The organism is Rhizobium sp. LC145, assembly GCF_001005825.1.
Classification (GTDB): Bacteria; Pseudomonadota; Alphaproteobacteria; order Rhizobiales; family Rhizobiaceae; genus Neorhizobium.
On sequence record NZ_LBHV01000008.1, the window covers coordinates 22,446 to 48,333 of the forward strand.

The following is a 25,888-nucleotide window of genomic DNA, read 5'->3' on the forward strand; positions in this document are numbered from 1 at the left end:
GATGGACAAGACCTGGAACAACAAGGCCTGGTTCATGGTGCTGCCGGTGCTGCTGCTGGTGGCCTTCTCGGCGGTGATCCCGCTGATGACGGTCGTCAACTATTCGGTGCAGGATACGTTCGGAAACAACGAGTTCTTCTGGGCGGGGACCGACTGGTTCACCGATGTTCTGGAATCCGACCGCTTCTGGGATGCGCTTGGCCGCAACCTCATCTTCTCCCTCGTCATTCTGCTGATCGAAGTCCCGCTCGGAATCCTGATTGCTCTCAACATGCCGAAAAGGGGCTGGGGGGTCCCTGTCTGCCTGGTGCTGATGGCGTTGCCGCTGCTCATTCCGTGGAACGTCGTCGGCACCATCTGGCAGGTTTTCGGCCGCGTCGATATCGGCCTCCTCGGCCGGACGATGAACAATCTCGGCTTCGACTACAACTATACGCAGGATGCGTTCGATGCCTGGGCGACGATCATCGTCATGGATGTCTGGCACTGGACGAGCCTCGTGGTGCTGCTGTGCTATGCCGGTCTCGTCTCCATTCCGGATGCCTACTACCAGGCGGCCAAGATCGACGGAGCCTCGCGCTGGTCGGTGTTCCGCTTCATCCAGTTGCCGAAAATGAAGAGGGTGCTGCTGATTGCCGTGCTGCTGCGGTTCATGGACAGTTTCATGATCTACACCGAACCCTTCGTCGTTACCGGTGGCGGGCCGGGCAACTCGACCACCTTCCTCTCCATCGATCTCGTGAAGATGGCGGTCGGGCAATTCGACCTCGGGCCGGCGGCGGCGATGTCGATCGTCTACTTCCTGATAATCCTGCTGCTGTCATGGGTGTTCTACACCGTCATGACGCAGGGCGATGCCGAGAGAGGCTGAGGAGGGGCGATGAACACGGAAACCCGCAGCCGCTTCGGCTTCCTGATCCCGACGATCTACATCATCTTCCTGATCCTGCCGATCTATTGGCTCATCAACATGAGCTTCAAGGAGAATTCGGAAATTCTCGGCGCCTTCTCGCTCTGGCCGCAGAACCCCACGCTTCGGAACTACCGGGTGATCTTCACCGATCCCTCCTGGTATAACGGCTATATCAATTCCATCATCTATGTGGTGATGAACACGATCATCTCGGTTCTGGCGGCCCTGCCGGCGGCCTATGCCTTCTCTCGCTACCGCTTTCTCGGCGACAAGCACCTGTTCTTCTGGCTGCTCACCAACCGCATGGCGCCACCCGCGGTTTTCGCACTACCCTTCTTCCAGCTCTATTCGGCCTTCGGACTGATCGATACCCATATCGCGGTCGCGATCGCCCACTGCCTGTTCAACGTGCCGCTTGCGGTCTGGATTCTCGAAGGCTTCATGTCGGGCGTGCCGAAGGAGATCGACGAGACGGCCTATATCGACGGCTATTCCTTCCCGAGGTTTTTCGTGAAGATCTTCATGCCGCTGATTGCGTCGGGCATCGGGGTGGCGGCCTTCTTCTGCTTCATGTTCTCCTGGGTGGAACTCCTCATCGCCCGCACGCTGACGACCACCGACGCCAAGCCGATCTCCGCGACCATGACGCGGACAGTCTCCGCTTCGGGGCTCGACTGGGGAGTGCTGGCCGCAGCCGGCGTGCTCACCATCATCCCCGGTGCACTGGTGATCTACTTCGTCCGCAACTACATCGCCAAGGGCTTCGCCCTGGGGAGGGTGTGATGGCCACGATACCCAATCGCAACAGGCGCTGGCCCCTTGTTCTTGTCGCAGTCCTTCTCGTCTATGGCCTTGCCGCCGTATCGCTTGCCATGTCCCTGCCGGTCGAGGACGGCGAGCGGGACTGGTTCGCGCCGCTGGTGCCCGGTGGGTGGATGGCCTGGTCGTTTCCGACGGCCATGTTCTTTCTCACCATATTCGCACTGCTCGCGCTGATGGGCGTCTGGGAATATGCAAGGCCCGGCGGGGCGCCGCGCATAGGCATATTACGCTTCGAGACGACGCGCGGCGACCGGCTGTTCGTGTCCCTGCTCGGAGCGGCGTTCATTCATCTCGCATGGCTGGGCCTGGGAGGACCCAGCCTGTGGTGGGCTCTCGCCCTGTCGGTGGTCTACGCGATCGGCGTATTCCGCTTCGTATGAGGCAAAGCCAATGCGGCTGCCGGAACTGCTCCGGCGACCGGCCTAAAGAAATGCACTCGCAAACTGGGAGGTTTAGCTATGCGACGGCATCTTATGACAACGACGGCAGCCATGCTGCTGGCAATGACCGGCTCGGCCTTCGCCGGCATGGAGGAAGCCAAGCAGTTCCTAGATAAGGAAGTCGGCGACATGTCGGCGCTTTCCCGCGCCGAACAGGAACAGGAAATGCAATGGTTCATCGACGCCGCCAAGCCCTTGGCGGGCATGGACATCAAGGTCGTTTCGGAAACCATCACCACGCATGAATACGAATCCAAGGTGCTGGCGCCGGCCTTCACGGCCATCACCGGCATCCGGATAACGCACGATCTCATCGGCGAAGGCGACGTGGTCGAAAAGCTGCAGACGCAGATGCAGTCCGGCGAGAACGTCTATGACGCCTATGTCAACGATTCCGACCTGATCGGCACGCATTGGCGCTACCAGCAGGCGCGCAGCCTGACAGACTGGATGGCGAACGAGGGCAAGGACGTCACCAATCCCGGGCTCGATCTTCAGGACTTCATCGGCCTGAAGTTCACGACAGCACCGGATGGAGACCTCTACCAGCTTCCCGACCAGCAGTTCGCGAACCTCTACTGGTTCCGTTACGACTGGTTCAACGACGAGAAGAACAAGGCGGATTTCAAGGCCAAGTATGGCTATGACCTCGGCGTGCCGGTCAACTGGTCGGCTTACGAGGATATCGCCGAATTCTTTACCGGGCGCGAGATCGACGGCAAGAAGGTCTATGGGCACATGGACTACGGCAAGAAGGACCCCTCGCTCGGTTGGCGTTTCACCGATGCCTGGCTGTCGATGGCCGGCAATGGCGACAAGGGCCTGCCGAACGGCTTGCCCGTCGATGAGTGGGGCATCAAGGTGGACGAGAAATCGCGTCCTGTCGGCTCCTGCGTGGCGCGTGGTGGCGACACGAACGGTCCCGCTTCCGTCTATGCCATCCAGAAATATCTCGACTGGATGAAGGCCTATGCGCCGGCCTCGGCCCAGGGCATGACCTTCTCCGAATCCGGTCCGGTCCCGGCCCAAGGCGAGATCGCCCAGCAGATGTTCATGTACACGGCTTTTACCGCGGACATGGTCAAGGAAGGGCTTCCGGTCGTCAACGAGGACAACACGCCGAAATGGCGCTTTGCGCCTTCGCCCCACGGAGTTTACTGGAAGGACGGCATGAAGCTCGGCTATCAGGATGTGGGCTCGTGGACGATCCTGAAGTCGACACCCGTCGACCGCGCCAAGGCGGCCTGGCTCTACGCTCAGTTCGTCACGTCGAAGACCGTGGATGTGAAGAAGAGCCATGTCGGACTGACGCTCATCCGCGAAAGCACGATCCGGCACCAGAGCTTCACAGACCGGGCGCCGAAGCTCGGCGGCCTGATCGAGTTCTATCGCTCGCCGGCGCGCGTCCAATGGTCGCCGACCGGTACCAACGTGCCAGATTATCCAAAGCTCGCTCAGCTTTGGTGGCAGGCGATCGGTGATGCGTCATCGGGTGCGAAAACTCCGCAGGAGGCCATGGACTCGCTCTGCGAAGAGCAGGAAAAGGTCCTTCAGCGTCTCGAACGGGCGGGCGTACAGGGCGATATCGGACCGAAGCTCGCAGAAGAGCACGATCTTGAATACTGGAACAAGGATGCGGTCGCGAAAGGCAACCTCGCGCCGCAGCTCAAGATCGAGAACGAAAAGGAAAAGCCCATCACGGTCAACTACGACGAGCTCGTGAAAAGCTGGCAGTCGAACTAAGTGATGCATGGCCGGGGGATATGTTCCCCGGCCATTTCCATCGGCGGTCAGGATGGCTGCCGTCAGTGCATCAATGCGCATGCGCTCCGCCGGGCCGGGCGACCTCTTTCAGGCCCATGCCGGCGGCAGCGGTTTCAGCGAGTGCCGCGTCGCCTATGGAAACGACGCCGGTCAACCGCTTCTCCCGGCTGACGACCGGAAGGCGCCGGACCTGGATATCGCCCATGTTATGCGCGACCTCATCGACATCCTCGTCCTCGAAGCAGTACTTGACGTCGCGGGACATCACCTCGCGCACCTTCGTATCGCCTCCGAGACCATCGGCGACGGCGCGGATGACGATGTCGCGGTCGGTGATCGTTCCAACCAGCCGATCATCGTCTCCCACCGGCAGGAATCCGATTTCCCGATCCGCCATTATCCTGGCGATTTCGGCAATCGTCTGCTGAGGGCTCGCGATCTGGACGTCGCGGGACATGATTTCCGAAACTTTCATGACTGACACCTCCCTTGTTGAATTGTCGAGCATGCCTTCAATGTTATTGAACCTCGAATGTTCCGGTGAGTGACGCTTCGGAAAGCGCGTGCTTGCGGGCCTCCTTCCACATTATCTCTATCCCGGCGGCGTCCGGTACGGTGAGCTTCGGCACGTCGAGCGCCGCAAGCCGGAAATGATAGTGATGGACGCCATGACCTTTCGGTGGTTGGGGGCCGTCGTAACGGGCGTTGCCGAAATCGTTCTTGGAAAAACGAGGGCCCCCGCCCGGAGCGGTATCGGCGCTCTCCGGCAGCTCATTCCAGCTCGGCGGGATGTTGAACACACCGCAATGGCGGAAGGTGCCGCTCGGCGCGTCCGGGTCCTCGATGACGAGGGCGAAGCTTTTCACCTCGGCCGGTGCGCCGCTCCATTTGAGGGGAGGCATGAGGTTTCTGCCGAGGCGTGTGTATTTCTCCGGTATCGGCGTATCATCCGCGAAGGCTGGACTAATCAGAGTGAGGCCCATCATTCTCTCCCTGGCTTGTAGAGTTCAGTGTAGTTTTTCCGGATCGGGCCAGAGCGCCTGCACGTCCTGCGGCAGGGCGGCCCGAACTTTGCGGACTTCGCCCGGATCGATGTAATGGGAGAGCACTCGGAATACGGAGCGTACCGCCTCCTTCGTATCCACCGGGCGAGAGAAGGAAAGTTCCTCGTTCACCTGGGAGAGAAACTCATCCAGGGACCGCGAGCGGGTGGGCTGTTTCGAAGGTTCGTACTGGTCGTAATAGGCGCCTCTTACCAGGAGCGGCAACTGTGCCGATAGGTGGGCGGCGAGATCGGGTTGCAACCTGTCCCGCAGCGTGTGCAGCACCGCACCCAGCATGCGCCAAGCAAGCTGACGGTCCGGTCCGTGGTCCTCCATGAGATCGTCCAGCCAGGTATTGGTGATCTGCAGGGTTTTGTCGAAAACCTGAATACCCGTAGCACTCATGGCTTCACCTCCATGACGACGTTTCGTACCCGTCGAACTACCTTTTCAAGGCATGGTTCCTTGGCGATTTCGATTTGCGGGCGGCTGAGTTGCGAGCCGTTTCCTCCGGCTCCCGCTCTTCGATGAAGATGCCCCAGGCCGCGATGAAGAGCGCGGTGACGAGCGGCCCGATGACGAAGCCGTTGACGCCCAGCAGCGATATGCCGCCGATCGTCGAGATCAGCACGAGATAATCTGGAAGCCGGGTTTCCTTTCCGACCAGCGGAGGTCTCAGAAGGTTATCGACAAGGCCGATGACGAAGATGCCGACGAACACCAGAATGGCGGCCTTGATCCAGGAAACGGCCAAAGCGAGATAAAGCGCGGCGGGTATCCATACGAGTGCTGCTCCGACAGCCGGAAGCAGGGACAGGAAGGTCATCAGCACGCCCCATAGCAGGGCCGGCTCGATGCCTAGGGCCCAGAAGGCAAGGCCGCCGATCATGCCCTGTATAACGGCGATGATGATATTGCCCCGGATCGTGGCGCGAATGACGGAGGTGAACCTCGAGGTGAACTGCCGCGTATGGGAGTCGCTCAAGGGAATGGCGCGCCGGATGGTGCGGGCGAGAAAACGGCCGTCGCGGAAAAAGAAGAAGAGCATGTAAAGCATCACGCCGAAGGTGACGAAGAACTGCAACGTGTTCTGGCCGACCGTTAGAACACGTCCGGCGAAGAAGCGCCCGCCCTGCATGAGGGCCGAGGAAAGCCGCTCCTGTAGCGCGGCGAAACCATCCACCTGCAGCGAACGAAGCCATTCGCGAACGAACAGGGGCAGGATTTCTTCCGCTTGCCTGAGGAGGTTGCCCAGATCGATCTCGCCGCTGCTGATGCGCTGATAAAGGCTATTTCCCTCCTGGATCAGCGAACTCAGGATCGCTAGCCCCGGAATGATGACGAGGCAGAGGCACATGAGCACGGAAAGCGCCGCAGCGGCATTTCGATGTCCGCCGAGGCGGTTTTCGATCCGAACATGGACCGGAAAGAAGATGATCGCCAGCACGATCGCCCAGAAAACTGCGGAGTAGAAGGGCAGGATGACGGCAATGAAGGCGATCGTCACCAGAACGAGGAGGACATAGAAGCTGATATGCTGCACGGACATTCCGATGCCTCCGATCGCGAACGCTCGGTTAACGGCATAATTCAGCAATGCGTTCCGGCAGCCCGGTGGAAGTCAGCTCCGAGGGGCCGCTGTGCTGCCGCGGATCTTCAACGTGGTGGGCAATATGACCGGATCCCGCCGGCCGCTCTCGTTGCCTGCCAGTATCTTCAGAAGCAGGGCCATGGCCGTTCGACCGATCTCCGCGCGCGGCTGGCTTACGGTGGTCAGCGGCGGATAAAAGGCCTTGCTGAAATAAAGATCGTCAAAGCCGACGACAGAGACATCCTCCGGCACTTCACGGCCCAGCCTGCGCAGCTCGTGCACCGTGCCATAGGCCATCTCGTCATTGGCGACGAAGATGGCGGTGGGCGGTTCGGGCAGTGCGAGGAGCCCGCGGCAGCATTCTTGTCCGCTTCCTAGGAGGTAATCGCCGCGTACTTCGTAACCCTCTGGGATCGTCAGCCCAGCCTCACGCATCGCCTGCCGGTAGCCTTCTCGGCGATGGATGCTCAGGATTTCGGGTACGGGGCCGGTGATATGCGCAATCCGCCTGTGACCGAGCGAGATGAGATGCTCGACCGCCTCGCGCGCGGCGGCGACATTATCGATCTGGACATGGGGAAAGCCGGATTCGCTGATGAGTTCGAGTGCAACGACCACCGGCAGGTCCGCTCGGAAGCGTATCGTCTCCTCGCTTGCGGATGGCAGCTTGCCGGTCATCAGGATCATGCCGTCGGCATGTCCGTCGCGCAGCATGTTGAAATATTCGGTTTCGCGGGTGGGATCGTTCTCCGTATTTCCCATTAATACCGCGTAGCCGGCCTCGCGCGCCGTGGCCTCCACCCCCTTCAGGATGTCCAGGTAGAACGGGTTGCCGACATCCCGGACGACGAGGAGAACGGCCTTCGATTTACGGGTGCGGAGATTGCGGGCACTGACATTCGGACGGTAATCCATCTGGCGCGCCAGTTCATGAATGCGCCTGCGGGTCTCCTCCGTCACCAGATCGCTATCGCTGAGCGCCCGGGAAACCGTGGCGACCGAGACGCCTGCCAGTTCCGCAATGTCCTTGATCTTCGGCCGATCGCCCATGTGAACCCCGCCTGTCAGGCGATGAATATCGAATGGGCAATGCCGCCCGATCACCGCATCATGTTCCGATCTAGCGGGATAGCCGATGTACGGAAAAAATGAAAATCGAATAGAGCAGGCAAGCGTTTCACCGAAAGATTTTGCAGGAAAAACTGCTGGCCGTTTCCGTAGGGGCGGCTCCGTATTGACACTTCTTGTATACAGGCCTTACCTTAAATTTCGGCTAGGAGGAGGGAGGCTGCGGTCATGCATGTACGTCTGACCGACGTCGACCTGGCCGTAAACTTGGAGGAGTGGCGGAGGCTTTTCGGAGAGTGCTGACTTGGATGTTCGTGCTCCAGCGAACTCCGAAAGCATATGGCATGTATACAGTTGCCAACAGCCTGCCGCCATAACCGGCAGCGCTATCGCGAGATAGCATTGAATGAGTTCGGCGGAGGAGGCCGCCGGGCGTAGAAGGCGCCACTTAAGCTCAGGGAGGAGCAGAAATGGTAACGAGAAGAGGGTTGATGGCGGCAAGCATTGCGCTTGCCGGTTTCATGGCATTGCCGGCAGTGGCTCAGGAAATCGTCAAGATCGGCCTGATTCTGCCGATGACAGGCCCCTTCGCCTCGACGGGGCGACAGGTGGACGCCGGTGTCAAAGCTTATATGTCGCTGAAGGGCGACACGGTTGCGGGTAAGAAAATCGAAGTGGTGCTGCGTGACGATGCCGGCGTCGCGGACCAGACGCGGCGCATCGCTCAGGAACTCGTGGTCAATGAAGGCGTGAAGATGCTGATGGGTTTCGGGCTGACGCCGCTTGCCATGTCCGTCTCGCCCGTCATCAATCAGGCCAAGATCCCCGCGATCATCACCTCGGCCACCACCTCGGCGATCATGCCGCAGTCCGAATACTACGTGCGGACAAGCATGGCCGGACCGCAATCGGCCGTGCCGGTCGCCACCTGGGCCGTTCAGAACGGCTTGAAACGCGTGGTGACGCTGGTTTCCGACTACGGCCCTGGGATCGATATCGAGAAAGGCTTCACCGAGCAGTTCAAGAAGGAAGGCGGGGAAATCGTGGAGGCCGTGCGCGTGCCGCTCCAGAACCCGGATTTCGCGCCCTTCCTGCAGCGCGTGCGCGATTCCAAGCCGGATGCGGTCTTCGTTTTCGTGCCCTCGGGCGTCGGCTCGCTGTTCATGAAGCAGTTCGTCGATCGCGGTCTGGCGGAGGCCGGTATCAGGCTGATCGCTACAGGCGATGTGACCGACGACGATCTTCTGAACGGGATTGGTCCTGCGGCCAAAGGTGTCATCACCGGACATTTCTACTCGGCCAATCACGACAGCCCGGAAAACAAGGCATTTGTGGCGGAAGTCCGCAAGACCAACAACATGCGGCCCAACTTCATGTCGGTCGGCGGCTATGATGCCATGCATCTGGCTTATGCCGCCCTGGAGAAGACCGGCGGCGATACCGATGGCACAAAGCTGGTGGATGCCATGAAGGGCATGGAGTGGGTGAGCCCACGGGGACCGATCGCGATCGACCCGGCCACGCGCGATATCGTGCAGGACATCTATATGCGCGAGGTGAAGGAAGTGGATGGCGAGCTCTACAATGTCGAGTTCGCCACCTATCCCAAGATTCGGGACCCGAATGTCGCTGCCAAATGAGGGCTCCTTCGTGTCGTCGAGCGGAACGAGGTTGGTTCGGGAAACCCGTCCATAAGCGAGCGGGTCGACGGCCCGAATCCTTGTTATAGCGAGAACTTATAACCGTGGCAGGCGATATGATGAAACATCGAGAACGCGGCGGAGCTACGATACGACAGCTTTGCAGGCGGGATTACAAGGAACGATCGAGAACGATCGAGGAGGAAAGCCGCAGACGTCACACCGGCGAGCTTTCCCTACGGAGGGGTTCAAAAGCGGGACGCAATGAAGATGTGGGCCTGGCTATGGCGCTTCTTATGAAGGGCAGCAGTCTTTTCGCCGTCGCAAGCCTATCAAAAACCTGGGAGGGAGGAATTCATGATGAGAGGAATGTTGCTCGGTGCCGCGAGCCTGGTGATGGCGCTGGCGGGTACGCTGCCGGCGGCGGCGCAGGAGGTCGTGAAGATCGGCCTCATCTTGCCGATGACCGGCCCGTTCGCGTCCACCGGCCGGCAGGTTTCCGCCGGAGCCAAGACCTTCATGGAGATGAAGGGCGACACCGTTGCCGGCAAGAAGGTCGAGCTGATCATCCGGGATGACGCCGGCGTCGCAGACCAGACACGCCGCATCGCGCAGGAGCTGGTCGTCAACGAAAGCGTGCAGGTGCTTGCCGGCGGCGGGCTGACGCCGCTCGCCATGGCGGTCGCGCCGGTCGCCACCCAGGCCAAGGTTCCCATGGTCGTCACGTCCGCCGGCACGGCGGCCATTACCAAGGCGTCGGAATTCATCACCCGCACCTCCGGCACTCTGCCGCAATATTCACTTCCCGTCGGTACCTGGGCAGCTCAGAACGGCATCAAGAAAGTGGTGACGCTCGTCTCCGACTACGGCCCCGGCCTTGATGCCGAGAAGTGGTTCACCAAGGAATTCACCTCGAAGGGCGGTGAGGTCAGCGAGGCTGTCCGCGTGCCGCTCCAGAATCCCGATTTCGCGCCCTTCCTGCAGCGTGTGCGCGATGCCAAGCCGGATGCGGTCTTCGTCTTCCTGCCTTCCGGCGTCGGTTCGCTGTTCATGAAGCAGTTCGCCGATCGCGGCCTGGCCGAAGCCGGGATCAAGCTCATCGCCACCGGCGACGTCACCGATGACGATATCCTGAACAGCATGGGCAAGCCCGCTCTCGGCACCATCACCGGCCATTTCTATGCGACCGCGCACGACAGCCCGGAAAACAAAGCCTATGTCGAGGCTTTCGAGAAGGCCAATAACGGCATGCGACCGAATTTCATGTCCGTCGGCGGATATGACAGCATGGCGTTGATCTATGCCGCGCTTGAAAAGACCAAGGGTGACGCCAGCGGCCCTGGCTTCATGGAGGCCGTGAAAGGCCTCTCCTGGACGAGCCCGCGTGGCCCGGTCTCGATCGATCCGGAAACCCGCGACATCATCCAGAACATCTACATGCGCGAAGTGAAGGAAGTGGATGGCGAGCTGCACAATGTGGAGTTCGAGACCTTCGCCGCACTGAAGGATCCGGAAAAGGCCGAGGCCAAGTAGTCGCTGCGAGCAGCCGGGGACAAGGTCTCCTGATCCTCGGCTGGCTGAACTGTCCTGCTTCCTCGTGACCATGGGCCGAAGGAATGCGGGATGCGGTTGCCAATGAACGCAGGTCCGCCATGGAAGGCGGGCTGCCTCAGAAGAAGAGCCAATGCTGACAATATTGTTCGACGGTATCGCCTACGGAATGCTGCTGTTCATTCTGGCCTGCGGCCTGACCATCACGCTCGGTCTGATGAACTTCATCAATCTGGCCCATGGGGCGTTTGCCATGGCCGGAGGCTACATCACCGTCGTGATGATGAACCGTTACGGCATCTCGTTCTATTGGTGCCTGCCGGCGGCCTTCCTGCTGACCGCCGCTATCGGCGCGATCCTGGAGCGGACGCTCTACCGCTGGCTTTATCAGGCGAGCCACCTGGATCAGGTGCTGTTTTCCGTGGGCATCGTCTTCATGTCGGTTGCCGCCGCCGATTATTTTATGGGCGGGCAGCAGCAACTCATCAACCTGCCGCCTGAGCTTTCGGGGCGCATGGAAATTCTGGGTGTCGGGATCGGCCGCTATCGGCTTTTCACCATCGTCGTCTGCGCGGTGCTTGTCGTGCTGCTTCAACTCATCCTCTCAAGGACGCGCTTCGGAAGCCGTCTTCGCGCGGCCGTCGACGACCGACGCGTCGCGATGGGGCTCGGCATCAACGTCTCCTTCGTGTTCGCGCTCACCTTCGCCTTCGGCTCCGGGCTTGCCGGTCTCGGGGGCGCCATGGGAGCTGAAATCCTCGGACTCGACCCGAATTTTCCGCTCAAATTCATGATCTACTTCCTGATCGTCGTATCGGTTGGCGGCACGTCGACCATTTCGGGCCCGTTCCTTGCGGCCATGCTACTCGGCATCGCCGACGTGGCGGGCAAATATTATGTGCCGGCCATCGGTCCATTCGTGATCTATGCATTGATGATCGTCATGCTGATCATCCGCCCGAGCGGTCTCTTCGCGCGGGGAGCCGGACGATGAACGCCATCTCGCAGGATGTCACGGCAATGACCGATTCTTCCGCCGCAACTGCGGAAAGCCGCGCGGCGAAATTCATGAAGCGGCGCAACCGCATCAGATTTTACGAGATCCTGGTGTGGATTGCGGCTATCGCTGCGATCTTCGTGGCGCCGACGAAACTCCTGATCCTGACCGAGATTGCCATATTGGCCTTGTTTGCCGTCTCGCTCGATCTTGTGCTGGGCTTTGCCGGAATAGTCTCGCTCGGGCATGCCGCCTTCTTCGGGCTCGGAGCCTATATCGCCGGTCTGATGGCACTGCATTTCATCGCCGAGCCGGTGGTCGGCCTGATCGCGGCGGGGCTTGTGTCCGGAGTGCTCGGGTTCCTTACGAGCTTTCTCATCTTGCGCGGTTCCGACCTGACCCGGCTGATGACGACGCTCGGCATCGCGCTGATGATGGCGGAGGTCGCCAATCAAATGGCCTGGCTGACGGGCGGCGCGGACGGCCTGGGCGGCTTTACGGTCGGCCCGATCCTCGGCACCTTCGAGTTCGATCTCTTCGGCCGTAATGGCTATATCTACTGCCTCGTCGTCCTCTTTTTGGTTACCATGATCGCCAGGCGGCTGGCATTCTCACCCTTCGGCCTCTCCCTCAAGGCAATCAAGGGCAATCCGATGCGTGCCGGCATGGTGGGGGTGCCGGCAAGAAGGCGCATCGTGGCCGTCTATAGCCTGGCTGCGGTCTTTGCCGGCATGGCGGGCGCGCTGCTTACCCAGACGACAAGTTTCGTCTCTCCGGATGTGCTTGCCTTCCACCGTTCCGCCGACCTCCTGATGGTGCTGGTCATCGGCGGCACCGGATATCTCTATGGCGGCATATTCGGGGCGATCATCTTCACGCTGCTGAAGGACTGGCTGTCGGTGGTCACCCCGCAATACTGGATGTTCTGGATCGGACTCATTCTCGTGGCAATGGTGCTGACCGGCCGGGATCGGCTTGCCCGCTGGATCGAGTTCCTGCCCGACCGCTTTTCGAGGAAGGAGGCAGGCCGATGACCGGCATCGTTCTCGAAACCAAGGGCCTCAAGCGGCGTTTCGGGGCCTTTCTCGCCACCAACGACGTCAACTTGAAGGTGGAACGCGGCGCACGCCACGCGCTGATCGGGCCGAACGGTGCTGGCAAGACCACGCTCATCAACCTGCTCACCGGCGTTCTGCCGCCTTCCGAGGGAAAGGTCTTCCTGGAAGGCGAGGATATCACCTCGCTCGCCTCCTTCCGGCGGGTGAAACGAGGGCTGACCCGCACGTTCCAGATCAATCAGCTTTTCACGGATTTCACGCCGCTGGAAACCGTGGCATTGGCGATCGCAGAGCGGGAGGGCATCGGCCATAACCTCTGGCGTTCCATAGCCGGCTACGGCGCGGTGGTGGACGAGGCGGCCGCCTTGCTTGATCGTTTCGGTCTCGCTTCGGTGATGGGTGAGAGGACAGCCATCCTGCCCTATGGCAAGCAGCGGCTTCTGGAAATCGCGCTTGCCTTTGCGTCGAAGCCGCGCGTGTTGCTTCTGGATGAGCCGGCGGCCGGGGTGCCGGAGGACGAGCGCCACGAAGTGCTCGCCATCGTCTCCGACCTACCCTCCGATGTGACCGTGGTTCTGATCGAACACGACATGGAGCTTGTCTTCTCCTTCGCCAGCCGCATTTCGGTACTGGTGGCCGGCGCGATCTTCACGGAAGGCACGGTCAGGGAAATCTCCGCCGATCCGCGCGTCAAGGCTGTCTATCTGGGGGAAAACGCATGAGCGAACCGGTGCTCGTTACGGAAAAGCTGGTCGCGGGTTATGGAGAGGCGAGCGTCCTTTCAGCTATCAGCCTCAGCCTTTCTCAAGGCAGGACCCTGGCGCTGCTCGGCCGCAACGGCACCGGCAAGACGACGCTTGTGGATACACTTGCGGGACTGACTACATATCACTCCGGAACGATCCGGCTGATGGGTCGCGACATCACCAGGCTCAGGGCCGACCGGCGCGCGGCGGCAGGTATCGGGTGGGTGCCGCAGGAGCGGAATATCTTCAAATCCCTGACCGTTGAGGAGAACCTGACGGCGATCTCCCGTCCAGGTGCCTGGTCGGTGGAACGGGTCTATGCCATGTTCCCACGGCTCAAGGAACGGCGCCGAAACCTCGGAAACCAGCTCTCCGGCGGCGAACAGCAGATGCTGGCGGTCGGCCGGGCGCTGATGGTCAACCCCAAGCTGCTGCTGCTGGACGAGCCGCTGGAGGGGCTTGCTCCGATCATCGTGGACGAATTGCTCGCCGCCATCCGTCGCATCGTCGAGGGGGAGGGCATCTCCGCCATCATCATCGAGCAGAAGGCACGCAAGGTGCTGCCGCTTTCGGACGAAGCCGTGATCCTGGACCGCGGGGCCATCGTCTACCAGGGCGCCAGCGCCGATCTTCTCGCCAATGAAACGGTGCTCAGCCAGCATCTGGGGGTGGAAAAAGGCATCCGGCACTGATCGACGAGACTGCTGGATAAGCCAGGCCGGGAACCAAGTGGGATCGCGGTGATTATTCCTTGAAATGCCCGGAAAGCTCCGGCCTTCGAGAGGAAAGTCCGCGATGACCTCGCAGATCCATATCAGGCATTACCAGGGTCCCGCGGGCGGTTGGGGTTCCGTTCATTCGCTTCTGCGCAATGCGGTTCGCAGCAGGGCCCGTCTTTCGACCATCGATGCGCTCCTGCACCAGAACAAGCCGAAGGGTTTCGCATGCGTGAGCTGCGCCTGGGCAAAACCTGCGCATCCGCATCCGGCGGAATTCTGTGAGAACGGCGCCAAGGCGACCTTCTGGGAACTGACAACCAGACGCGCCACGCCGGAGTTTTTTGCCGCGCATACCGTTTCCGAACTGCAGAAATGGGACGATTACAGCCTGGAAGCTGCCGGGCGGCTGACGCATCCGATGCGCTACGACCACCTGCTCGACATCTATGAGCCTGTTTCCTGGGAAAGCGCCTTCGAGGAGATCGGCCGGGAGCTTAAAGGGCTCCGCGAAAGCGAGCCAAAGAAAGTCGTCTTCTACGCCTCCGGCCGGGCCTCGCTCGAAGCTTCCTACATGTATCAGCTTCTCGCCCGGCTCTATGGCAACAACAACCTGCCGGATAGTTCCAACATGTGTCACGAGACGACCTCGGTCGCACTTCCGGAGGTGATCGGCCAGCCGGTCGGCACGGTCAGGCTCGACGATTTCGAACATGCCGACGCCATCTTCTTCTTCGGGCAGAATACGGGTTCGAACAGCCCCCGCATGCTGCACCAACTTCAGGAGGCGGCGCGGCGGGGCTGCACGATCGTAACTTTCAACCCGCTGAAGGAGCGTGGGCTGGAGCGCTTCACCAATCCGCAGAATCCGGTCGAGATGCTGACCGGCGGAGAGACCAGGATCAGTCATCGCTACTATCAGGTGAAGGCGGGTGGCGATATCGCAGCGGTATTGGGGATGTGCAAATCGCTCTTCGAGCGCGAAGCGGCTTCGGGCGGCATACTCGACCATGCCTTCATTGCCGAGCATTGCCACGGGTTCGATGCGTTCAGGGCGTTCGTCGAGGAGCAGTCCTGGGGCGTGCTCGAAAAGGAGGCCGGCCTCACGCGCGACGAAATGGAAGAGGCGGCTGCTGTCTATGGCCGCGCCAATGCGGTGATGGCGGTCTACGGCATGGGGCTTACCCAGCACAGGCTCGGCGTGGACAGCGTTCAGATGCTGGTGAACCTGCTGCTTTTGCGAGGCAACATCGGCAAGCCCGGTGCCGGTATTTGCCCCGTTCGAGGCCATTCCAACGTGCAGGGGCAACGAACGGTCGGCATCGCCGAGAAGGCGAACCTGGTGCCGCTCGAGAGACTCGCCGAACTCTATGGCTTCGACCCGCCACGCGAGGACGGTATGACGACAGTGGATGTCTGCCGCGGCATTCTCGACGGCGAGGTGCGCGCCTTCATCGGTCTTGGGGGCAATTTTTTGCGGGCGGTGCCCGATACAGGGCCGATGGAGGAAGCCTGGCCGCGAATGCGGCTTACCGTTCAGGTGGCGACAAAGCTCAACCGCGGCCATCTCTTCAATGGGGATGTGGCCTATCTGCTCCCCTGTCTTGGAAGATTGGAGCGAGACGAGCAGGCGACGGGCGCGCAGGTGGTGACGACGGAAGATTCGACCGCCTGCTTTCACGCTTCGAAAGGGCGCTATCAACCGGCAGCCAAGCATCTGCTTTCCGAGCCGAAGATCATCGCCGAGATCGCCAAGGCGGTGCTGCCACCCAATCCGCTCGTGCCTTGGGACGAATGGGTCGCTGACTATGGAAAAGTGCGGGACGCCATCGAAGCCACCTGGCCCGAGACGTTTCAGGATTTCAACAGCCGCATGTGGACTCCCGGCGGTTTCGAGAAGCCTTTGCCCGCCCGCAAGCGTGAATGGAAAACCGAGACGGGCAAGGCAAATTTCAAGATTCCGAAGGCGCTTTCTGCAAGCTTCGACAGCGGCACGCAACAGGATGTGCTGCGGCTCATCACGCTGAGGAGCAACGACCAGTTCAACACCACCGTCTATGGCTATCGCGACCGCTTCCGCGGCATCGAAGGCACACGCATGGTGATTTTCCTCAATCCGGCAGACATGGCGCGGTTCGGCATAGCAGAGGGCGCCGATGTGACGGTGGAAACGGTTTCTACCGACAACGTCATGCGCTCCATTTCCGGTCTCCGGGCGGTACCCTACGATGTGCCGCAGGGATGCTGCGCGGCTTATTATCCGGAATGCAACGTGCTGGTCCCGCTCTGGCAGCATGCGGAAAAAAGCAAGGTGCCGGCAGCGAAATCGGTGCCGGTGCGGATAGCCGCCGCCGGAGAAGGAAAAGATGGAGTAAACCTCGGGAGGTCACAGGTCTCATGATTATCCGGTCTGGAAGCTGTCTCTGCGGTAAGGTCAGATATGCCGTCAGGGATGCCCCGTTGAGGTTGGGTCTTTGCCATTGCGCCGACTGCAGGAAGGAAAGCGGATCGAGCTTCGTGACCTTTGGCATCTGGCCGCGTCAGGCTTTCGAAAGCACGGGCGAAGTGAAGTATTTCCATGGACGCGGCTTCTGCCCTGAATGCGGTTCGCGCGTTTTCAACGCCGGCGGTGGCGACGAGGTGGAAATCCGTGTGGGTTCCCTGGATATGGCGCCGACGGATCTCGAGCCGACCTATGAAATATGGGTGAAGCGCCGCGAAAACTGGCTGCAGCCACTGCCGGTTCAGCAATTCGATGAAGACCGGACATGATGCCATGTCGTCAAACAGCCTGATCGAAAAAGCGATCGCCATCGCGACCGAAGCGCATGATGGCCAGTCGAGCAAGACCGGCGAGCCTTTCATCGAGCATGTGCGGCGTGTCACAGAGAGCCTGGAAGGAGATGACGAAAAGCTCGTCGCCTGGCTCCACGATGTCGTGGAAAAAGGCTCCGGCTGGACACTCGACCGGCTGCGGCAGGAAGGTTTTCCGGAAAGGATCGTCGAAGCGGTCGATGCCATGAGCAAGCGCGACGGTGAGGATTATTTCGCCTTCGTGGGGCGTTCGATCGCCAACCCGCTGGCCCGGCCGGTGAAGCGGGCCGATCTGACTGACAACCTGTCGCAGACGCTGCGCATGGGCGGCGATGGCTCGAAATTCACCGAGGGCTTGCGCATTCTCAAGGAGAAATATCCGGAACCTTGAGCTTTTCCTGCCGTTCGTTTGACGAGGCATGACCCGCATTCAAGACAGAAGGATCGCCTTATGGAACTTCGATCGCAAGTTGCCCTGGTAACGGGCGCAGGCTCCGGGATCGGCAAGGCAGCCGCCGTCAAGCTTGCCGCGGCAGGCGCGAAGGTGGGCGTGCTCGGGCGAACCAGAAGCGAGATCGAGAGGACCGCCGAGGAGATCAGGGGGGCAGGCGGCGAGGCACTGGTGCTCGAGGCGGATGTTTCGGATGAAGCCGAGATGCGCGAGGCGTTCGATAGACTTGCGAGCGAGTTCGGACGGCTCGATATCGTCGTTGCCAATGCCGGCATCAACGGGGTGTGGGCACCGATTGACGATCTGAAGCCGGAAGAGTTCGACCAGACGATCGCGGTCAACCTGCGCGGCACCTATCTCACCTTTCATGCGGCTGTGCCGCATTTGAAGAAGCAGGGCGGCTCCGTGGTGGTCGTATCGTCGATCAACGGCAATCGCAGCTTCAACACGCCGGGCGCGACGGCCTATGTGGCGACCAAGGCGGCGCAGGTGGCAATCGTTCAGCAGCTCGCATTGGAACTCGGCAAGCATGGAATCCGCGTCAATGCCGTATGTCCGGGCGCGATCGACACCAATATCGACGACAACACGACCTTGCGCGCCGAGAAGGAAACCGCCGTGCCGGTGCAGTTTCCGAAGGGCGATATTCCGATTACCGGCGGTAGGGCAGGGGAAAGCGAGGATGTGGCCGAGGTCATCCTGTTTCTCGCCTCGGAGCGTTCGAGGCATGTGACTGGCGCTCCGATCTTCGTCGATGGTGGGCAAGGGCTACTCAGATAATTTCCCATTCCGCTTGAAACGCTTTATCGTGATGCATCGCCATCTTTCCGGAGCGTCCATCCATGTCACCCCGCCTGCCGCCCGAAACGGCCCCGCTCGTCGTCATCGACCTCCAGACCGGAATGTTCGACGGTGTCGCCGAGCCGGCGGTGCACGATGCCGAAGGAATTGCGGCCCGTGTCCGCGCGATCATCGAATGGGCGAGAGGCGGTCATCGCAAGATCGCCTTCATCCGTCATGACGGACCGGAGGGTGACCCGCTGGCACCCGGTGCGCCCGGCTGGCCCGTTTGGCCGGCGCTCGGCCAGCGAGACGACGAGCCGACCTTTGGAAAAAGCGTGGGCGATGCGTTCAGCAATCCGGAATTCGCACGGTGGGTCGACGACCAGCAGACCAGCGAGGTTGTCCTCGTCGGCGCGCAGAGCGACTTCTGCGTGGCGGCGACGGTCAAGGGTGCCCATGCTCGCGGGTTGAAGGTCACGGTTGTCCCGGATGCGCACAGCACTGTGGACCAGCCGGACGAGACAGCCGAGAAGATCATCGCGCGCAAGAACGCCGAATTCGAGGCTGCAGGCGCCAACCTGGTGACTACCCGCGTTCTTGCCGGCTCTCCGGTGACGTGAGCGGAACCAGGCCGAATCGCCGCGTAATTCCGACCGCCTCCAGAAACATCTCATCGTGGCTGACGACCATCAGCGCGCCGTCATAGGCGCGCAATCCCGCCTCGACGGCCGCGATCGAATCGAGGTCGAGATGATTGGCCGGCTCATCGAGAATGAGCAAGGAGGGAGGATGCGGACCGCCGATAACGCAGGCCAGACCCGCTCGCAGCATCTGCCCGCCGGAGAGACTTCCGGTGATCTGCAGGGCGGCATCCGCCCGAAACATGAAGCGGGCCAGGGCCGCGCGACAGGCATTCTCGTCCGCATCCGGATTAAGCAGCCGGAAATTGTCGCGGATGGAAAGGGAGGGATCGAGCAGGCTTACACGCTGATCGAGCATGGAAAACCGTACCATGGCCCGCACCGAGCCATCGAAGGGCTGCAGCGCTCCGGTGACGAGCGACAGCAGCGTCGTCTTGCCGGAACCGTTCGGACCCGTGACGGCCAGCCGCTCTGGCCCGGTGATTTCTAGCGAGAGGCGGCGCAATACCGGCTGTTCCTGCGAATAGCCGGCTGTCACACCATCGATCAGCAGCACCGCCTTGTTCGCCGGCAAACCTGTCGAGGGCAGCTTGACGGAGAACGGCTGCAGAACCTCGATCTTCTCGCGCGCGGCAGCGGCGTCTTCCATGGCCAGTTCTTGCCGGCGCTCGGCAAGGCGGGCATGGTCGCCGCTGGTGTTTTCCGCCCGGCGTTTCAATCCTCCCGCAACGATGCGCGGCATGTCGCCCCTGGCCGCCTTCTTGCGTCCGACGCTGTCCCTGCGCGCCTTGCGCTCGGCCCGCTCCTGCGCGCTGCGGGCGACTTCCGCCACCCGCTTTTGTGTTTCCGCCAGATCATGTTCGGCTGCCGCAAGCTCCAGAGCCTTGCGTTCGCGATAAGCGCTCCAGTTGCCGCCATAGCGGGTCGCCCCCAGCGTCGTCAGCTCGATGATGACGTCCATGGTTTCGAGCAGTTCACGGTCGTGGCTGACGACGATCGCACCGCTGCGCCAGGCGGCAAGGAGCTCGATCACCGCCTGCCTGCCGTCGCGATCGAGATTGTTGGTCGGTTCGTCGAGTATCAGGAAGTCCGGTTCGGCAAAGATGGCGGCGGCGAGCGCAGCACGGGTGCGCTGGCCGCCGGAAAGGGTGAGAAGCGGGGTGTGGATTTCTGCTTCCAGACTGGTCCGCGTCAGTGCTGCAGCCACGCGCGCTTCCAGCGTCCAATCCGCCAAAGTCAGTTCCTCGGTCGTCGCCTCTCCCATCTCGGCGCGGCCAAGCAAGGCAAGCGAATCGCGTATGCCGAAGAGATCGGCAACCGTTTCCTCCGGCGAAACCTGAACGCTCTGATGCAGCACATGCAGGCGGCCTGAAACGGCAACCGTGCCGGATTGCGGCGTCTGATCGCCGGCAATCAGCTTCAGAAGCGTGGTCTTTCCGACGCCGTTGCGGCCGACAAGGCCGGCGCGCTCGGCGCCGAAGCTCAAGGAAAGATCTGTGAAAAGCGGCCGGCCGTCAGGCGTGGACCAGGAAAGATCGGAAAGCGTTATGGATGTAGGCATGGATCGGCAAGTTCCCAATGGCAAGGCGAAGCGGCTTTGCTGTCGGGGTGAAATCCATGATGCGTCACATCCTGTTGGAACTGCGGGTGAACCCTACTTATGGCGGCAACGTGCCGGCTTCAAGCCCGCGGGAGCGCTTCAGGCGCGCTCCGCCCAGACTTTCGCAAGTTCGACCAGCGTCTTGACGGCCTTTTCCATATCCTGCCTGCTCACCCATTCGAGCGGGGAATGGAAGGCATGGCCGCCGGCGAAGAGATTGGCCGCAGGCAGTCCCATGAAGGATAGCCGGGAGCCGTCCGTACCGCCGCGGATGCTGCCGCGCACCGGCTGCATGCCTGCGCGCCGGATTGCCTCGATCGCGTTCTCGACCACTTGGGGATGATGGTCGAGGACTGCTTTCATGTTGCGGTACTGTTCCTTCACGTTGAAGCTGAAGGAAGAGCCCGGATAGGCCGCCAACACCTCCTTCGTGATCCTCTCCAGCAAGGCCTCCTTCTCGGCAAGGCCCTGTTCGGTGAAATCCCGGATGATGAAGCCCAAGCTTGCCTTTTCCATCGAGCCGCTGAGGTCGGTCGGGTGAATGAAGCCTTCCCTGTCCTTGGTGGTTTCGGGAGCGATCTCCTTCGGCAGCCGATCGATGATCGTGCCGGCGATCTTGATCGCGTTCTCCATCTTGCCGAAGGCGAAGCCCGGATGAATGGCGACGCCTTTGATGGAGATTTCCACGCCGTCGGCGGAGAAGGTTTCATCCTCGATCGTGCCGGCGGTTTCACCATCGACCGTATAGCCGAATTCGGCGCCGAGTTTGGTGAGGTCGACCTTGTCGACGCCGCGGCCGATCTCCTCGTCGGTGGTGAATAGAATGCGGATCGTGCCGTGCTCGATATCCGGATTGTTCACGAGGAACTCGGCGGCCGCCACGATCTCGGCAATGCCCGCCTTGTCGTCGGCGCCGAGCAGGGTCGTTCCGTCGGTCGTGACGATGTCGTTGCCGATCTGGTTCAAGAGTTCCGGGTGCTCGTCGACGCGGATCACCTGCTCCGGATCGCCGGGCAAGCGAATGTCGCCGCCCTGATAGTTCTTCACGATTTGCGGCTTCACGCCGGTGCCGCTGAAATCCGGCGCGGTATCCATGTGCGAACAAAAGCAGATGACCGGCACCTGTTTGGTCGTATTGGAAGGAATGGTCGCGTAGACATAGCCATGCTCATCGAGATGAGCATCAGAAAGGCCGATCGCCAGCAACTCCTCTACCAAGAGCCGGCCGAGCACCTTTTGTTTTTCGGTCGAGGGCTGCGTCTTCGACTTCGCATCGGATTGGGTATCGATGACGACATAACGAAGAAAACGGTCGAGAACGCTATCGGTCATTGTGAAATCCGGGACAAAGGACGAGAGCCCGAACTGTAGCGGGAAGAGACGGTTGCGTGAACGATAATCTTAATACCGCGAGCCTTCTTTGATCGTCGCTGACAGGAGCTTCACCAACGGAGCAATCGCGGGCCGAGGAACGCGCCGATCAGGCCCGTCATCAATATCCCCAACGAATACCAGATCAGCACGAAGGGCATGCCGTTCTCGGTGCAGAACCAAGAATAGACCCAGGCGCCGGCAGCACCCGAGGCAATGCCGGCAATAAAGCCCGCGAGCCTGAGATCGGCCGGCGCGGCACCGCGAAGAACCCAAAAATTCCCGGCAAGCACCGGAACCGCGAATGCCAGGATCAGAAAAGGGCAATGCAGCGCCGACGATCCGAAAATAAGGGCCAGATAGATCTCCTCGGGAGAGGACAGGAGCTGCGTGGCGGCGATCACCGCCATTGTGGCCACCATGATTGCTGCGAGCTTGAAAAACCGTCCTTGCGATCCGTCAGGACGGGCAAGATGACGAGCCGCGGTGAAGGCGGCCAGCGCAAGCAGCGCATTGTAGGCGGATTTGATCCAGAAGACCGGCAGTGTCACCGCTTGGGCCATATCGACGCGAAGTCCCAGGATCGCCAGCATGAGGGCAAGCGAAACGGCGAGGGCGGGAAGAACGCCCAATACAAACCGGCGTTCTAGCGCGCGACGCGGCGTCGGCCGCAAGTCGCGCACGAGAGCCTCGATCATGTCATCCGTCCGCTTCACGTATCGCCTCGCAATCTTTGTGAAAGAGCCTTGATGCCCCGGTGAATGCCGACCTTGATCGCCGATTCCGTCTGGCCGTAGCGATCGGCGGTGTCGGAGACCGACTGGCCTTCGAGCCTTACCTGGCGGATGAATTCCCGCTGCTTGGCCGGCAGGGTTTCGAGAAGCCGCTCCACATCCATCCGCGCCGTCAGGGCCTCCTCTCCGAAACCGTCTTCGATATCTTCGGCGAGTTCAATTTCCGCTGCGGCCCGACCACCGTGCCCGCGATGGTGATCGATCAGCTTGTAACGGGCGATCGCAAAGAACCAGGCTGTGAAAGGCCGCTCCCGGTCATAGGTCGCCTTTCGGGAATGCAGTGCCAGCAATGTCTCCTGGACCAGGTCTTCCATATCCGCTCTGGTTCCGCCTCCCATCCTGCGGCCGTAATAGGTTATGAGCAGGGTGCGCAGGGAATGAAGCAAACGCCGATACGCCCCCTCATCCCCGTCGAGGGAGAGAAGCATGAGCTGCTTCAAACTTTGTTCCGAATTTGCGTTTGTCATGCCGTTTCATCGGACATTCGTGGAAAGAAGCGGATCGGTTACACGAGCCGGCAAAAATCATTCCCCTGCAATCGGTATCACATAGGCGCGAAACTGTAACGGGATTCCAATGACAGCGAAGGAATGGCCGTGAACCTTCAGTATCCGGGCGTTGGGCAAGGCCGACTGCATGCACAAGGCCGACATGGAAAAGGACAGCATGAAGAAAGCCGAAATGGCGAAGGCCTGCGATAGCATGAACTGATGCAGCTACGGCCGTGGGATATCGGTTTCGCGGCCGCTTTCTTCGTTGATCGGATGGGGACCCGGCCCGCTGCCGGTGTAGGTGCGATCAGCCGCCCGCATCCGCAATCTTCCTGCACAATCGAAAATTCTCGTCTCGACCCTTGCATGCAGAAACTTAGTGTACTAATTAACCTGATAAGTGAAACTTAGCACACTAACATTATGCCTACGATGAAACGCGACACCCTCTCTTCCGAATTTCTGGAATCGCTCAACAAGGCGAGCCGCAAGATCCACACGGCCTTCAACCAGCAGGTGACGGCGCATGGATTGACCTATCCGCGCGCCCGCGTCCTCTTTCGGCTTGCCAAGAAGCAGGGCATGACCCAGAGCGAACTTGCCTGCGAGATGGAGCTCGAGCAGGCCACCATGGTTCGGCTTCTCGACCGCATGGAGGAAAACGGCGTTATCGAACGGCGTCCGGATGCCAATGATCGGCGCGTGAAGCTCATCGTTCTCACTCCTCATGGAGAGGAGCAGGCGGCACTCGTGAAATCGATCGCCGACCGGATGCGCATGCGGATCTTCGCCGATATCGACGAAAAGGACCTGCGCGCCTCCATCGCGCTTATCGAAACCATTTCAGCCAACATCGCCGATCTGGAGATTGTCGATGTCTCTGCGTGAAGTTTCGCAAGCAACGGATGAACGGGATGGCGATGAACGGCGGGCAGAACCCGCCGACGCGATTTCTGCGGTTCCCGAGCCTCCCAAGCCCGCTGCGCCTGCCACACCGCCCGCCTTCGCGCCGAAGCCTCCATTGTTGACCGCCGCCTATATTCTGGCCGGCGCGCTGATCACTCTCACACAGGGTCTCGGCCTGAGCTTCCTCTCCACGAACCTGCAGCAGATCGCCGGTCCCATGGAGCTGACGCAGGTGGAGGCGACCTGGCTGATGGCCGTTTACCTCTTTCCGAACGCCAGCCTCACTTTGCTGCTTTTCAAGGTGAGGGCCCAATATGGGCTGAGGAACTTCGCGGAAGTGGCGATCGTCGTCTATCTCCTCGTCTGCCTCGCCCATCTCTGGGTCAACGACTATCACAGCGCGCTCGTGCTGCGTTTCTTCGCAGGCGTTGCGGCAGCGCCGATGACCTCTCTTGGCTTTCTTTACATCCTGGAGCCCCTGCCGTCTGCAAGGAAGATGAACATAGGCATCTGCATTGCGCTTACGGCCTCGGCGCTTGCAACACCGGTTACAGGCCTCATCTCGCCTGCCCTGATGGATATCGGCGATTACCATGCGCTCTACCGGGTAGAGATGGGGCTTGCGATGATTTCGCTCGGTCTCGTCTATCTTCTGCCGCTCAATTCGCCGCCGAGGGCCAAGGTCATCAGCACGCTCGACGTGGTGAGCTACATCTTCCTTGCGGTCGGGCTCGGCTCCTTCGCCATGGCGCTCACGGTGGGGCGGACCTACTGGTGGCTCGAGGCGGACTGGCTTGCCTGGCTGATCGTCATCGGGATCGCGGCCTCGGCGATCTTCGCGGCCATCGAACTCAACCGCGAGAACCATCTCGTCGACATCCGGTGGCTGACCTCGCGCGAAATCCTGCATTTCACCGGCGTCCTGATGGTCTTCCGCATAGCGCTGTCGGAGCAGTCGAGCGGCGCGGTCAACTTCCTGCGCAATGTCGGAATGCTGAACGAGCAGATGGCCGGTCTCTACTGGGTCATGCTGATCGCGGCTCTCGTTGCAGGCATGATATGCGCCGCCTTGATGAAACCTGGCCGGGAATCGCTGATCCATGCCGTGTCACTGATCCTGATCGCCGTCGGCAGCTATATGGACAGCCGCTCGACCATTCTTACCCGGCCGGAGCAGATGTATCTGAGCCAGGCGCTGGTGACCTTCGCGAGCGGTCTCTTCCTGCCGCCGGCGCTTGCCGTGGGTATGGGGGCGGCGCTGAAGCGGGGACCGAACTACATCCTCTCCTTCCTCGTGGTCTTCCTTGCCACGCAGAAGGTCGGAGGTTACCTAGGCAGCGCTCTTTACGGCACTTTCGTACAATGGCGGGAGCAGTTCCATTCCTTCCGGCTGGTCGCGCGGCTTGCCTCCACCGATCCGCTCGTCGCCGCCCGGCTGAAGCAGCTCGGCGGGGCCTATGGAAAGGTCCTGGCAGATCCGGGTCAGCAGACGCTGCAGGGCGCCGCTTCTTTTTCCCGACAGGTATCGCAGCAAGCCTATGCGCTCGCCTACAACGACTCGTTCCTTCTGACCTTCTATCTCGCGCTTTTCGCGCTTGCCTGCTTGGTCATCCATGTCGGCTGGCGCAATCGCGAACGATTGCGGATCGGCTGGAGCCGTCCAGCGCCGACTGCCGCCTGAAACAACA

General features: G+C 60.9%; 26 protein-coding genes. 17 read left to right on the plus strand and 9 right to left on the minus strand.

What is annotated here, in order from left to right:
• Position 1: 1 nt before the first annotated feature.
• The 4 genes from YH62_RS20270 to YH62_RS20285 all read left to right on the plus strand — a co-directional run bounded on the left by YH62_RS20270 (position 2) and on the right by YH62_RS20285 (position 3,918).
• Positions 2–871, plus strand: a complete 870-nt coding sequence (locus YH62_RS20270) for a sugar ABC transporter permease (RefSeq protein ID WP_046796103.1) — start codon at positions 2–4, stop codon at positions 869–871.
• A gap of 9 nt (positions 872–880) precedes the next feature.
• The gene (locus tag YH62_RS20275) at positions 881–1,696 is read left to right on the plus strand and encodes a carbohydrate ABC transporter permease (protein WP_046796104.1); all 816 of its coding nucleotides are present in this window, start codon (positions 881–883) and stop codon (positions 1,694–1,696) included.
• Entirely contained in the window at positions 1,696–2,115 is a 420-nt protein-coding gene (locus tag YH62_RS20280) for a DUF2160 domain-containing protein (protein ID WP_082118431.1), read from the plus strand. Before YH62_RS20275 ends, YH62_RS20280 begins: the two co-directional genes overlap by 1 nt.
• A gap of 78 nt (positions 2,116–2,193) precedes the next feature.
• The gene (locus YH62_RS20285) at positions 2,194–3,918 is read left to right on the plus strand and encodes an ABC transporter substrate-binding protein (protein WP_046796105.1); all 1,725 of its coding nucleotides are present in this window, start codon (positions 2,194–2,196) and stop codon (positions 3,916–3,918) included.
• Between the two features lie 70 nt (positions 3,919–3,988).
• On the opposite strand, the gene YH62_RS20290 is transcribed toward YH62_RS20285, so the two are convergent.
• The 5 genes from YH62_RS20290 to YH62_RS20310 form a co-directional block, all read right to left on the minus strand.
• On the minus strand, positions 3,989–4,414 hold the full coding sequence (locus YH62_RS20290; RefSeq protein ID WP_046796106.1) for a CBS domain-containing protein: 426 nt from the start codon (positions 4,412–4,414) through the stop codon (positions 3,989–3,991).
• A 43-nt stretch (positions 4,415–4,457) separates the two neighbouring features.
• Positions 4,458–4,922 (minus strand): YbhB/YbcL family Raf kinase inhibitor-like protein, encoded by a 465-nt coding sequence (locus tag YH62_RS20295; protein WP_046796107.1) that lies wholly within the window; start codon positions 4,920–4,922, stop codon positions 4,458–4,460.
• Between the two features lie 24 nt (positions 4,923–4,946).
• A complete protein-coding gene (locus YH62_RS20300) occupies positions 4,947–5,387 on the minus strand; it encodes a DUF2267 domain-containing protein (protein WP_046796108.1) in 441 nt (146 codons plus the stop codon).
• 37 nt (positions 5,388–5,424) lie between these two features.
• Complete coding sequence (locus tag YH62_RS20305; protein ID WP_046796109.1) at positions 5,425–6,531, minus strand: AI-2E family transporter; 1,107 nt, start codon at positions 6,529–6,531, stop codon at positions 5,425–5,427.
• Between the two features lie 72 nt (positions 6,532–6,603).
• Complete coding sequence (locus tag YH62_RS20310) at positions 6,604–7,623, minus strand: LacI family DNA-binding transcriptional regulator (protein WP_046796110.1); 1,020 nt, start codon at positions 7,621–7,623, stop codon at positions 6,604–6,606.
• A gap of 488 nt (positions 7,624–8,111) precedes the next feature.
• On the opposite strand from YH62_RS20310, the gene YH62_RS20315 reads away from it, so the two are divergent.
• The 11 genes from YH62_RS20315 (at position 8,112) to YH62_RS20365 (ending at position 19,017) form a co-directional block, all read left to right on the plus strand.
• The gene (locus YH62_RS20315) at positions 8,112–9,281 is read left to right on the plus strand and encodes an ABC transporter substrate-binding protein (protein WP_046796111.1); all 1,170 of its coding nucleotides are present in this window, start codon (positions 8,112–8,114) and stop codon (positions 9,279–9,281) included.
• Between the two features lie 357 nt (positions 9,282–9,638).
• Positions 9,639–10,814: an ABC transporter substrate-binding protein gene (locus tag YH62_RS20320; protein WP_046796112.1), complete on the plus strand. Its 1,176-nt coding sequence runs from the start codon at positions 9,639–9,641 to the stop codon at positions 10,812–10,814.
• A 151-nt stretch (positions 10,815–10,965) separates the two neighbouring features.
• Positions 10,966–11,826: a branched-chain amino acid ABC transporter permease gene (locus YH62_RS20325; protein ID WP_046796113.1), complete on the plus strand. Its 861-nt coding sequence runs from the start codon at positions 10,966–10,968 to the stop codon at positions 11,824–11,826.
• A gap of 26 nt (positions 11,827–11,852) precedes the next feature.
• The gene (locus YH62_RS20330; RefSeq protein WP_046796400.1) at positions 11,853–12,863 is read left to right on the plus strand and encodes a branched-chain amino acid ABC transporter permease; all 1,011 of its coding nucleotides are present in this window, start codon (positions 11,853–11,855) and stop codon (positions 12,861–12,863) included.
• Positions 12,860–13,609, plus strand: a complete 750-nt coding sequence (locus YH62_RS20335) for an ABC transporter ATP-binding protein (RefSeq protein WP_046796114.1) — start codon at positions 12,860–12,862, stop codon at positions 13,607–13,609. Before YH62_RS20330 ends, YH62_RS20335 begins: the two co-directional genes overlap by 4 nt.
• Positions 13,606–14,325, plus strand: a complete 720-nt coding sequence (locus tag YH62_RS20340) for an ABC transporter ATP-binding protein (protein ID WP_046796115.1) — start codon at positions 13,606–13,608, stop codon at positions 14,323–14,325. The genes YH62_RS20335 and YH62_RS20340 overlap by 4 nt, the downstream gene beginning before the upstream one ends.
• Positions 14,326–14,428: 103 nt before the next feature.
• Positions 14,429–16,750, plus strand: coding sequence for an FdhF/YdeP family oxidoreductase (locus YH62_RS20345; protein ID WP_046796116.1), 2,322 nt, complete (start codon positions 14,429–14,431; stop codon positions 16,748–16,750).
• Positions 16,747–17,121: a GFA family protein gene (locus YH62_RS20350; protein WP_046796117.1), complete on the plus strand. Its 375-nt coding sequence runs from the start codon at positions 16,747–16,749 to the stop codon at positions 17,119–17,121. Before YH62_RS20345 ends, YH62_RS20350 begins: the two co-directional genes overlap by 4 nt.
• Before the next feature lie 4 nt (positions 17,122–17,125).
• On the plus strand, positions 17,126–17,554 hold the full coding sequence (locus YH62_RS20355; RefSeq protein ID WP_046796401.1) for an HD domain-containing protein: 429 nt from the start codon (positions 17,126–17,128) through the stop codon (positions 17,552–17,554).
• Positions 17,555–17,614: 60 nt separating this feature from the next.
• Positions 17,615–18,394 carry an SDR family NAD(P)-dependent oxidoreductase gene (locus YH62_RS20360; protein WP_046796118.1) on the plus strand — a complete coding sequence of 260 codons (780 nt, stop codon included), beginning with the start codon at positions 17,615–17,617 and terminating at the stop codon, positions 18,392–18,394.
• A gap of 62 nt (positions 18,395–18,456) precedes the next feature.
• Positions 18,457–19,017 (plus strand): isochorismatase family protein, encoded by a 561-nt coding sequence (locus YH62_RS20365; RefSeq protein WP_046796119.1) that lies wholly within the window; start codon positions 18,457–18,459, stop codon positions 19,015–19,017.
• Here YH62_RS20365 and YH62_RS20370 read toward each other — a convergent pair.
• The 4 genes from YH62_RS20370 to YH62_RS20385 all read right to left on the minus strand — a co-directional run bounded on the left by YH62_RS20370 (position 18,983) and on the right by YH62_RS20385 (position 23,270).
• The gene (locus YH62_RS20370) at positions 18,983–20,599 is read right to left on the minus strand and encodes an ABC-F family ATP-binding cassette domain-containing protein (protein WP_046796120.1); all 1,617 of its coding nucleotides are present in this window, start codon (positions 20,597–20,599) and stop codon (positions 18,983–18,985) included. The genes YH62_RS20365 and YH62_RS20370 overlap by 35 nt on opposite strands.
• A gap of 138 nt (positions 20,600–20,737) precedes the next feature.
• Positions 20,738–21,970, minus strand: a complete 1,233-nt coding sequence (pepT, locus tag YH62_RS20375) for a peptidase T (RefSeq protein ID WP_046796121.1) — start codon at positions 21,968–21,970, stop codon at positions 20,738–20,740.
• Between the two features lie 110 nt (positions 21,971–22,080).
• Positions 22,081–22,725 carry a DUF1109 domain-containing protein gene (locus YH62_RS20380; protein WP_046796122.1) on the minus strand — a complete coding sequence of 215 codons (645 nt, stop codon included), beginning with the start codon at positions 22,723–22,725 and terminating at the stop codon, positions 22,081–22,083.
• Positions 22,722–23,270, minus strand: coding sequence for a sigma-70 family RNA polymerase sigma factor (locus tag YH62_RS20385; protein ID WP_046796123.1), 549 nt, complete (start codon positions 23,268–23,270; stop codon positions 22,722–22,724). The genes YH62_RS20380 and YH62_RS20385 overlap by 4 nt, the downstream gene beginning before the upstream one ends.
• 447 nt (positions 23,271–23,717) lie before the next feature.
• Here YH62_RS20385 and YH62_RS20390 point away from each other — a divergent pair, with 447 nt between their 5' ends.
• Both YH62_RS20390 and YH62_RS20395 read left to right on the plus strand, forming a co-directional pair.
• Positions 23,718–24,182, plus strand: a complete 465-nt coding sequence (locus YH62_RS20390; RefSeq protein WP_082118432.1) for a MarR family transcriptional regulator — start codon at positions 23,718–23,720, stop codon at positions 24,180–24,182.
• Positions 24,169–25,881: an MFS transporter gene (locus YH62_RS20395; protein WP_082118433.1), complete on the plus strand. Its 1,713-nt coding sequence runs from the start codon at positions 24,169–24,171 to the stop codon at positions 25,879–25,881. The genes YH62_RS20390 and YH62_RS20395 overlap by 14 nt, the downstream gene beginning before the upstream one ends.
• Positions 25,882–25,888: the final 7 nt, after the last annotated feature.

What these genes read in the sequence shown, in the direction of transcription:
- YH62_RS20270 (WP_046796103.1), top strand. Translation starts at nt 2, where the DNA reads ATGGACAAGACCTGGAACAACAAGGCCTGGTTCATGGTGCTGCCGGTG.
- YH62_RS20275 (WP_046796104.1), top strand. Translation starts at nt 881, where the DNA reads ATGAACACGGAAACCCGCAGCCGCTTCGGCTTCCTGATCCCGACGATC.
- YH62_RS20280 (WP_082118431.1), top strand. Translation starts at nt 1,696, where the DNA reads ATGGCCACGATACCCAATCGCAACAGGCGCTGGCCCCTTGTTCTTGTC.
- YH62_RS20285 (WP_046796105.1), top strand. Translation starts at nt 2,194, where the DNA reads ATGCGACGGCATCTTATGACAACGACGGCAGCCATGCTGCTGGCAATG.
- YH62_RS20290 (WP_046796106.1), bottom strand. Translation starts at nt 4,414, where the DNA reads ATGAAAGTTTCGGAAATCATGTCCCGCGACGTCCAGATCGCGAGCCCT.
- YH62_RS20295 (WP_046796107.1), bottom strand. Translation starts at nt 4,922, where the DNA reads ATGGGCCTCACTCTGATTAGTCCAGCCTTCGCGGATGATACGCCGATA.
- YH62_RS20300 (WP_046796108.1), bottom strand. Translation starts at nt 5,387, where the DNA reads ATGAGTGCTACGGGTATTCAGGTTTTCGACAAAACCCTGCAGATCACC.
- YH62_RS20305 (WP_046796109.1), bottom strand. Translation starts at nt 6,531, where the DNA reads ATGTCCGTGCAGCATATCAGCTTCTATGTCCTCCTCGTTCTGGTGACG.
- YH62_RS20310 (WP_046796110.1), bottom strand. Translation starts at nt 7,623, where the DNA reads ATGGGCGATCGGCCGAAGATCAAGGACATTGCGGAACTGGCAGGCGTC.
- YH62_RS20315 (WP_046796111.1), top strand. Translation starts at nt 8,112, where the DNA reads ATGGTAACGAGAAGAGGGTTGATGGCGGCAAGCATTGCGCTTGCCGGT.
- YH62_RS20320 (WP_046796112.1), top strand. Translation starts at nt 9,639, where the DNA reads ATGATGAGAGGAATGTTGCTCGGTGCCGCGAGCCTGGTGATGGCGCTG.
- YH62_RS20325 (WP_046796113.1), top strand. Translation starts at nt 10,966, where the DNA reads ATGCTGACAATATTGTTCGACGGTATCGCCTACGGAATGCTGCTGTTC.
- YH62_RS20330 (WP_046796400.1), top strand. Translation starts at nt 11,853, where the DNA reads ATGACCGATTCTTCCGCCGCAACTGCGGAAAGCCGCGCGGCGAAATTC.
- YH62_RS20335 (WP_046796114.1), top strand. Translation starts at nt 12,860, where the DNA reads ATGACCGGCATCGTTCTCGAAACCAAGGGCCTCAAGCGGCGTTTCGGG.
- YH62_RS20340 (WP_046796115.1), top strand. Translation starts at nt 13,606, where the DNA reads ATGAGCGAACCGGTGCTCGTTACGGAAAAGCTGGTCGCGGGTTATGGA.
- YH62_RS20345 (WP_046796116.1), top strand. Translation starts at nt 14,429, where the DNA reads ATGACCTCGCAGATCCATATCAGGCATTACCAGGGTCCCGCGGGCGGT.
- YH62_RS20350 (WP_046796117.1), top strand. Translation starts at nt 16,747, where the DNA reads ATGATTATCCGGTCTGGAAGCTGTCTCTGCGGTAAGGTCAGATATGCC.
- YH62_RS20355 (WP_046796401.1), top strand. Translation starts at nt 17,126, where the DNA reads ATGTCGTCAAACAGCCTGATCGAAAAAGCGATCGCCATCGCGACCGAA.
- YH62_RS20360 (WP_046796118.1), top strand. Translation starts at nt 17,615, where the DNA reads ATGGAACTTCGATCGCAAGTTGCCCTGGTAACGGGCGCAGGCTCCGGG.
- YH62_RS20365 (WP_046796119.1), top strand. Translation starts at nt 18,457, where the DNA reads ATGTCACCCCGCCTGCCGCCCGAAACGGCCCCGCTCGTCGTCATCGAC.
- YH62_RS20370 (WP_046796120.1), bottom strand. Translation starts at nt 20,599, where the DNA reads ATGCCTACATCCATAACGCTTTCCGATCTTTCCTGGTCCACGCCTGAC.
- pepT (WP_046796121.1), bottom strand. Translation starts at nt 21,970, where the DNA reads ATGACCGATAGCGTTCTCGACCGTTTTCTTCGTTATGTCGTCATCGAT.
- YH62_RS20385 (WP_046796123.1), bottom strand. Translation starts at nt 23,270, where the DNA reads ATGACAAACGCAAATTCGGAACAAAGTTTGAAGCAGCTCATGCTTCTC.
- YH62_RS20390 (WP_082118432.1), top strand. Translation starts at nt 23,718, where the DNA reads ATGCCTACGATGAAACGCGACACCCTCTCTTCCGAATTTCTGGAATCG.
- YH62_RS20395 (WP_082118433.1), top strand. Translation starts at nt 24,169, where the DNA reads ATGTCTCTGCGTGAAGTTTCGCAAGCAACGGATGAACGGGATGGCGAT.